This is a genomic window from Novosphingobium bradum (assembly GCF_042646485.1).
Taxonomy (GTDB): Bacteria; Pseudomonadota; Alphaproteobacteria; order Sphingomonadales; family Sphingomonadaceae; genus Novosphingobium; species Novosphingobium bradum.
Genome location: NZ_JBHRTQ010000009.1, coordinates 211366 through 218259 on the forward strand (window position 1 = coordinate 211366; position 6894 = coordinate 218259).

Here is a 6894-nt window from a genome sequence, read left to right on the forward strand (position 1 = left end):
GCGCCGGACCGACCGACGCGTCAGCTCACGCCCAAGGGCGGGTAAGTCGCAGGGTAAGGTCAAGCCGCAGGATCATGGCTCCAGCCTATGGGCATGACGGCGCGCGATGTAAAGGGCGAAGGGCGCGAAAAGCCCTGTTCCGGCCATTTCCGCACGGCGATTCCGCTCAGTCCCCTGCGCCGGCGAGCCGGTCGAACACGGCGAGCCAGGCCTCGACCGCCGGGGTGAGGCGGCTGCGGGCGACGGCGCTTTCGATCGCGGCGGCGTCGGGGAAAGGCCGGGCGGCCTGGGCGGCCACGGCCTCAGCCAAAGCCTGGGGGCCGGCGGCCTTCGCCAGGGTGCCGACGCCCGGCGTGACGACGAGATCGCGCAGGAAGTGGGAGCAATCGGTGGCGGCGAAGGGCACGCCGCGGGCCAGCGCTTCCACCGCGACGGCCGGGCCGCCTTCGTAGGCCGAGGAGACCAGCAGCAGGTCGGCGGCATCGAGCGCGGCGTTCACGTCGGCGCAGAATCCGGGGAGGGTGACGCGGCCGGCAAGGCCAAGCCGGGCGATTTCCGCTTCCAGCCGGGGCCGCAGGGCGCCTTCGCCGTGGATCACCAGCGAGCACGGGCGCCGGGCGGAAAGCGCCTTCACCGCGGCCATGGCCAGCGGCCAGTCCTTCTGCGGTTCGAGCCGGCCGATGCCGACTAGGCGCAGCGGTCCGTCCGCCGAGGAGCCGGGGCGGGCAATGATCGGAGCATCGTCATCGAGGAAGGGATCGTGAATCGTGCTGACCGGGATGGCGCCAAGCAGGGCGCGGCAATCGCCGGCAAGGCCATCGGACATGGCGCATAGGTGGGAAATGCCGAAGGTCAGCCGGCGCAGGACGAAGGCGGCAAGGGCGCGGACCGGCGCGGCGGCATGGGCCGGGATCAGCGGGTTGCTGATCTTGGCGACGACCGGGATCCCGGGCATGGCGGCGCGCAGTGCCCGGGCAAGGATGAAGTGGAAGTTGCCGGGCAGGAACACGACATCGGGCGCAAGGCGCCGCGCGGCCTCGGCCATCGGCGCGCCCAGGCGCAGGCGCGAGACGGGGCTGCGGGGGATGGGAGGGGCCAGCATTTCCACCGCGGCGCCGGCGGGAACCCGCGCGGCCATGGGGCCATCGCGCGCGCCGGCCAGGATCGTGACCCGCCGGCCCCGGGCAAGCCAGGCCTCGGCCAGACGGAAGGCGATGATCTCGGTGCCGCCGGCCGAGAAGTCGTGGATCGGGATCAGGATGTGGCGGGCGGTCATCTGAGCCTGGGCCTTAGCCGAGCATTAGCCCGCACGAAAGCCTGCGTCGCCGTGGCCCGAATGGAAACGGGCGGGAGTCGCGCCTGCGACCCCCGCCCGTCCGTTTGCCGGAAAGGCCGATCAGTTCTTGGTCTGGTCGACCAGCTTGTTGGCGCCGATCCAGGGCATCATGGCGCGCAGCTTGGCGCCGGTTTCCTCGATCGGGTGGCGCTTGGCGAGGCCGCGGGCGGCCTTCAGTTCAGGCTGGCCGGCGCGGTTGTCGAGCACGAAGTTCTTCACGAAGCGGCCCGACTGGATGTCGGCGAGGACGCGCTTCATCTCGGCCTTGGTTTCGGCGGTGATGATGCGCGGGCCGGTGGTGATGTCGCCGTATTCGGCGGTGTTCGAGATCGAGTAACGCATATTGGCGATGCCGCCTTCATACATCAGGTCGACGATCAGCTTCAGCTCGTGGAGGCACTCGAAATAGGCCATTTCCGGGGCATAGCCGGCTTCCACCAGCACTTCGAAGCCCGCCTGGACGAGGTGGGTGGCGCCGCCGCACAGCACCGCCTGCTCACCGAACAGGTCGGTTTCGCATTCCTCGCGGAAGTTGGTCTCGATGATGCCCGAACGGCCGCCGCCGACGCCCGAGGCATAGGCCAGGGCCACGTCGTGGGCATTGCCGGTCACGTCCTGGTGGATGGCGACGAGGCAGGGCACGCCGCCGCCCTTCACGTATTCGCCGCGCACGGTGTGGCCCGGACCCTTGGGGGCGATCATGATCACGTCGATGTCGGCGCGGGCCTCGATCAGGCCGAAGTGGATGTTGAGGCCATGGGCGAAGGCGAGCGCGGCGCCCGGCTTCATGTTGGCGTGCAGATCGTCGGCGTAGATCGCGGCCTGGTGTTCGTCGGGCGCGAGGATCATCAGGATGTCGGCCCAGGCGGCGGCATCGGCGTTGGCGAGGACCTTGAAGCCGGCGGCTTCGGCCTTCTTGGCGCTGGCCGAACCCGGGCGCAGCGCGATGGCCACGTCCTTGACGCCGCTGTCGCGCAGGTTCTGCGCGTGAGCGTGGCCCTGCGAGCCATAGCCGAGGATGGCGATCTTCTTGCCGGTGATCAGGTTCAGATCGCAATCGGCGTCGTAATAAACCTTCATGGGTTCGTTCCTTGTCGTCAGCCCGGCGAACCGGGATCGTCGTTGTCGTCGTCCCGGACTTGATCCGGGACCGGTATCCTTCATGCGCTGCCCCCTTGCCGGACAGCGATCCCGGGTCAAGCCCGGGATGACGTAAAATTCAGACGCCTTGCGTGCCGCGCGCCATACCCACGACGCCGGTGCGGCCCACTTCGACCAGCCCCAGCTCGCGCATCAGGCCGATGAAGGTGTCGATCTTGTCGGGCGCGCCGGTCAGCTCGAAGATGAAGCTGGAGGTGGTGGTATCGACCGGCTTGGCCCGGAAGATATCGGCCAGGCGCAAGGCTTCCACCCGGGCATCGCCGGTGCCGGAGACCTTGACCAGCGCCAGTTCGCGCGCGACGTGGGGGCCGGCCTCGGTGAGATCGATCACCTTGTGGACCGGGACCAGCCGTTCGAGCTGGGCGTGGATCTGGTCGATCTGGGCGGGCGGGCCGTGGGTGACGATGGTGATCCGGCTCACCGCGTGGTTTTCGGTGATGTCGGCCACGGTCAGGCTGTCGATGTTGTAGCCGCGCGCGGTGAACAGGCCGGCGATCTTGGCGAGAATGCCGGCCTCGTTGTCGACGATGACGGTGAGGACGTGGCGTTCCTCGTGTTCCTTGGTGATCTTCATCATCGCGCCCTTACACCAGTGCCTTCGCTTCATCGTCCATCGTGCCTTCCACGGTATCCCCGTAGAGCAGCATTTCGGTGTGGGCCGCGCCCGAGGGGATCATGGGCAGGCAGTTCTCTTCCTTGGCGACGAGGCAATCGACGAAGACCGGGCCGGGATGGTCGATCATCGCCTGGATGCCGGCATCGAGCTGATCCTCGCTCTCGATGCGGATGCCCTTCCAGCCATAGGCTTCGGCCAGCTTCACGAAATCGGGCAGGCTGTCGGAATAGGAATTGGAGTAGCGGCTCTCGTAGGTGAGTTCCTGCCACTGGCGGACCATGCCCATGAATTCGTTGTTGAGCACGAACACCTTGACCGGCAGGCGATATTGGGTGGCCGTGCCCATTTCCTGGATGTTCATCTGGATCGAGGCGTCGCCGGCGATGTCGATCACCAGCTTGCCCGGATTGCCCATCTGCGCGCCGATCGCGGCCGGCAGGCCATAGCCCATGGTGCCCAGGGAGCCGGAGGTGAGCCAGCGGTTGGGGCCGAAGAAGTGGAAGTGCTGGGCCGCCCACATCTGGTGCTGGCCGACCTCGGTGGTGATGATCGGATCAACATCGCGGGTCAGCGCGAACAGGCGTTCGATCGCATATTGCGGGGCGATCGCCTTGGTGGTGCGCGGATAGGACAGGCTCAGCCGGGCGCGCCAGCCGTCGATCCGGGCCTTCCACTCGGCGAGGTCCTGGGCCGGGCGCTTGCCCCAGGCCTCGATCAGCTGTTCGAGGACCTGCGCGCAATCACCGACGATCGGCAGGTCGACCGCCACGGTCTTGTTGATCGAGGACCGGTCGATATCGATGTGGATCTTGATGGAATTGGGCGCGAAGGCATCGAGCCGGCCGGTGACGCGATCATCGAAGCGGGCGCCGACGCACAGGATCAGGTCGGCCTTGTTCATCGCCATGTTGGCTTCGTAGGTGCCGTGCATCCCCAGCATCCCCAGCCAGTCGCCATGGTCGGCCGGGAAGGCGCCCAGGCCCATCAGGGTGGAGGTGAGCGGAGCGCCGGTCAGCGCCTGGAGCTGGCGCAGCAGCTCGGTGGCACGCGGGCCGGAATTGATCACGCCGCCGCCAGTGTAGAGCACCGGCTGCTTCGCATTGGCCAGCAGGTCGATCGCCTGGTCGATTTCCTCGGCGCTGGCGCGGGTGCGCGGCGCGTAGCGGTTGCGGCGCTGGGGGGCGGCCTCGGACCACGGCGCGGTGGCGATCTGGACGTTCTTGGGGATGTCGACGACGACCGGGCCGGGACGGCCGGTGGTGGCGATCTGGAAGGCTTCATCAAGCACGGCGGCGAGTTCGGCCGGGTCCTTGACCAGGTAGTTGTGCTTGCAGCAATGGCGGGTGATGCCGACCGTATCGGCTTCCTGGAAGGCATCGGTGCCGATGACGCTGGTGGGAACCTGGCCGGTGATGACGACCATCGGAATCGAATCCATGAAGGCATCGGCGATGCCGGTGACCGCGTTGGTCGCCCCCGGGCCAGAGGTGACGAGGACCACGCCGGGCTTGCCGGTGGAGCGGGCATAGCCTTCGGCGGCGTGCGCGGCGCCGGCTTCGTGGCGAACCAGGACGTGGCGGATCGCGCTGTGCTCGAACAGGGCATCATAGATCGGCAGCACCGCGCCGCCGGGATAGCCGAACACCACCTCGACGCCCTGGCGGACCAGGCTATCGACCAGGATATCTGCGCCGCTGCGCTCTTGGCTCACGTTCATTTCCTTAGCTGCGGGGCCGTGGCGGCCCCATCGGCCGCGCGCACAGGCCTGTCAACCCGCGCGCGGACCATCATTCGGGCGGGGCACTAGGGGTTATGAAATGGCGCGTCAACCCGCTATTCGCGCAATAATGCTTCAAACAGGAGGCGTGGATCGAAATGTTCTGACTCGATTCGCGGCCATTCCGGCGGGCACTGGTGGCGCAGCCAGGTGAGCTGGCGCTTGACGTAGTTGCGGGTGGCTTGGGCGCCGCGCTCCTGCGTGGCCACCAGCGTGGCCTTGCCGGAAAGGAATGCGGCCAGTTCCGGCACGCCGATCGCGCGCATTACCGGCAAGTCGGCCGGCAGGTGTCGGGCTAGCAGGGCCAGGACTTCCTCGATGGCGCCGCCGGTCAGCATCGCGGCAAAGCGCCGGTCGCAGCGCTCGTAAAGCCATTGCCGGTCGGGCAGGAGGATCGCCGGGTGGAGCGCGATGGCCTCGCCGATGCCGCCGCTGCGCCGGGCCTGCCAGTGAGCCAGCGGGCGGCTGGTGGACCGCACGACCTCGAGCGCGCGGGCGACGCGGGTGGTGTCGGCCGGGTGAAGGCGGGCGGCGCGTTCGGGATCTTCGATGGTCAGCGCGGCGTGGGCCTCGGCCACGGGCAGGGCGCGCACCTGAGCGCGCACGGCGGGATCGATCGGGGGGACCGGGGCGATGCCGTCGATCAGGGTGCGAAGATACAGCCCGGTGCCGCCGACCAGGATCGGCACGGCGCCCGCCGCATGGGCCTCGGCGATCTCGGCCTTGGCGGCCGTTGCCCAGTCGGCGGCGGAGCAGGTCTGCGCCCCATCCCAGGCGCCATAGAGCCGGTGGTCCACGCCGTGCATCTCGGCGGGGGTGGGGCGGGCGCTGAGCACGGCGAGATCGGCATAGACCTGGGCGCTGTCGGCATTGATCACCACGCCGCGCCGGCCCCGATCGGCGAGAGTCAGCGCAAGGCGCACCGCGAGATCGCTCTTGCCGCTGGCGGTCGGCCCTGCGATGAGCGCGACCGGCGGCAGGTGGCCGCCTGTCATGAGGGAATGTTCGGTGCTCATCGCGCGGCTGATAGCAGACACTTCGACGATTGCGGATAACCTCGATCGCGCCCGCGCGCTGCTGGAGGGCCAGGGCATCCCGATCGCCATGGCCGAGCCGATCACCAGCGGCGAGGATGCGATCGAGTTGCAGATGCCGCATGGCAGCCCGGCGGCGGTGCGTGCGGTGCTGGACGAATGCTTCCAGCCCTCCGACCTCCTCATCAGCGACCGGCCGATCGCCGTGCCGCACCTGTTCGTCTCCGACATGGATTCGACCATGATCGCGGCCGAATGCATCGACGAGCTGGCCGACTTTGCCGGGATCAAGGACCAGATCGCCGAAATCACCGAGCGGGCCATGCAGGGCGAACTCGATTTCGCCTCGGCCCTGACCGAGCGGGTGGCCCTGCTCAAGGACCTTGGCGAAGAGGCCATCGCCCGGTGCCTCGCTGAACGGATCGCCCCGATGCCCGGCGCGCGGACGCTGGTGGCAACGCTCAAGGCGCGGGGCTGCTTCACCGTGCTGGTAACCGGCGGCTTCCACCAGTTCGCCGATCCCGTGGCCGAACAACTGGGCTTCGAGCGGGTGGTGGCCAACCGCCTGGCCGTGCATGGCGGCAAGCTGACCGGCGGGCTCTCCGGCGCGATCACCGACTCATCGGTGAAGCGGGCGGTGCTGCTGGAGGAAATGGCGCGGCTTGGCGCCGGCGCGGTGAGCCTGGCCACCGGCGATGGCGCCAACGACATTCCGATGATCGAGGCGGCAACCTATGGCCTGGCCTATTACGCCAAGCCCAAGGCCCGCGCCGCCGCCGACGGCTGGGTGGACCGGGGCGACCTCACCAGCGTGCTGACCCTGCTGGGCGTACCGCGCGACGAATGGGTTTGGGAGTGAGTTGAGATTGATCCAGCTTGGTCATATGTATTATTGTAAACATACTCTAGGCTCAGGACTCATTGATCACAACCAGTAGCAGCAGGTTGCGGCGATGGAGATGGCGGACAT

The 6894-nt window shown here is 68.2% G+C and carries 6 protein-coding genes; 1 reads left to right on the forward strand and 5 read right to left on the reverse strand.

The features are described from left to right. Window positions 1-166 precede the first annotated feature (166 nt). From ACFOD9_RS11345 to miaA, 5 genes are all read right to left on the reverse strand, one after another. The gene (locus tag ACFOD9_RS11345; protein WP_379510226.1) at window positions 167-1276 is read right to left on the reverse strand and encodes a glycosyltransferase; all 1110 of its coding nucleotides are present in this window, start codon (window positions 1274-1276) and stop codon (window positions 167-169) included. Window positions 1277-1396: 120 nt separating this feature from the next. After that, window positions 1397-2416 carry a ketol-acid reductoisomerase gene (ilvC, locus tag ACFOD9_RS11350; RefSeq protein WP_379510227.1) on the reverse strand — a complete coding sequence of 340 codons (1020 nt, stop codon included), beginning with the start codon at window positions 2414-2416 and terminating at the stop codon, window positions 1397-1399. Between the two features lie 139 nt (window positions 2417-2555). Continuing rightward, entirely contained in the window at window positions 2556-3071 is a 516-nt protein-coding gene (gene ilvN / locus ACFOD9_RS11355; protein WP_379510234.1) for an acetolactate synthase small subunit, read from the reverse strand. A 10-nt stretch (window positions 3072-3081) separates the two neighbouring features. Beyond that, a complete protein-coding gene (ilvB, locus tag ACFOD9_RS11360; RefSeq protein ID WP_379510228.1) occupies window positions 3082-4830 on the reverse strand; it encodes a biosynthetic-type acetolactate synthase large subunit in 1749 nt (582 codons plus the stop codon). 116 nt (window positions 4831-4946) lie between these two features. Next, window positions 4947-5906 (reverse strand): tRNA (adenosine(37)-N6)-dimethylallyltransferase MiaA, encoded by a 960-nt coding sequence (gene miaA / locus ACFOD9_RS11365; RefSeq protein WP_379510229.1) that lies wholly within the window; start codon window positions 5904-5906, stop codon window positions 4947-4949. A 133-nt stretch (window positions 5907-6039) separates the two neighbouring features. Here miaA and serB point away from each other — a divergent pair, with 133 nt between their 5' ends. Further along, window positions 6040-6783, forward strand: coding sequence for a phosphoserine phosphatase SerB (gene serB / locus ACFOD9_RS11370; protein WP_379510235.1), 744 nt, complete (start codon window positions 6040-6042; stop codon window positions 6781-6783). The last annotated feature ends 111 nt before the right edge of the window (window positions 6784-6894 follow it).

Bases quoted from the DNA above. Each gene is read 5' to 3' on its own strand.
- ilvB (WP_379510228.1), bottom strand. From the start codon at position 4,830: ATGAACGTGAGCCAAGAGCGCAGCGGCGCAGATATCCTGGTCGATAGC.
- ilvC (WP_379510227.1), bottom strand. From the start codon at position 2,416: ATGAAGGTTTATTACGACGCCGATTGCGATCTGAACCTGATCACCGGC.
- miaA (WP_379510229.1), bottom strand. From the start codon at position 5,906: ATGAGCACCGAACATTCCCTCATGACAGGCGGCCACCTGCCGCCGGTC.
- ilvN (WP_379510234.1), bottom strand. From the start codon at position 3,071: ATGAAGATCACCAAGGAACACGAGGAACGCCACGTCCTCACCGTCATC.
- serB (WP_379510235.1), top strand. From the start codon at position 6,040: ATGCCGCATGGCAGCCCGGCGGCGGTGCGTGCGGTGCTGGACGAATGC.
- ACFOD9_RS11345 (WP_379510226.1), bottom strand. From the start codon at position 1,276: ATGACCGCCCGCCACATCCTGATCCCGATCCACGACTTCTCGGCCGGC.